Source organism: Oleiphilus sp. HI0061 (genome assembly GCF_001635675.1).
Genome location: NZ_LWFE01000710.1, coordinates 1 through 605, shown reverse-complemented (window position 1 = coordinate 605; position 605 = coordinate 1). Strand labels below are relative to the sequence as shown.

Genomic DNA, 605 nt, shown 5'->3' with positions numbered 1-605 from the left:
ATGCCCACGACCTCCGACTGCAACAAGTCGGCTGCCCGCCTTGTCAACATCCAACAAGAGGCTATTCGTTGCCATAGAAGTTTTAACCGCGGGCGTTTTAAGTACATCTTCGACCGCATGAGCAGGAGTTATTAGACTTACAACGCTCAATGAGCTAGCCAGAACACCAACTTTTAACCTAGACAGTAGACTGTTCATTTATCAACCTTGTACATTTGAATATATCCCATCAGACACCCTCAATATTAGACATTTCAACATTAACCACGAAAGCCGCCTATACAATAGCGGCCCATATTCAGTGAATATTAAAACAACACATGCCTATTTTGAGTTTCTTTTTAAGCAAGCTGAAGAGCTCCCTTGCTCTATGTCTATATTTTGTTATCGGCCTCTACGTCTTAATGACGAAGGCTTAAAGTAACGCTTGTTTGGTACCTTATTTTCAAATACAGGTGCCTGTTTTTCTTCTGAGTATAGACCATTCACACTATAACGGCGTGCTTGTAGATCGTGATATACATCACCACTGGACCAAACGCCTGGCAACTCATAATAGTTCTTTAAGAGCGCATTACTGACTCGCCAAAGTTCACCACGGTTAT

General features: G+C 42.1%; 1 protein-coding gene and 1 pseudogene. Both read right to left on the bottom strand.

The window, feature by feature from the left end:
• Positions 1-198, bottom strand: a pseudogene (locus A3735_RS31800) (hypothetical protein); the annotation flags it as partial.
• A 186-nt stretch (positions 199-384) separates the two neighbouring features.
• Positions 385-605: DUF1329 domain-containing protein (locus A3735_RS08940; RefSeq protein WP_156499547.1), on the bottom strand; the 221-nt coding region annotated here is incomplete at its 5' end.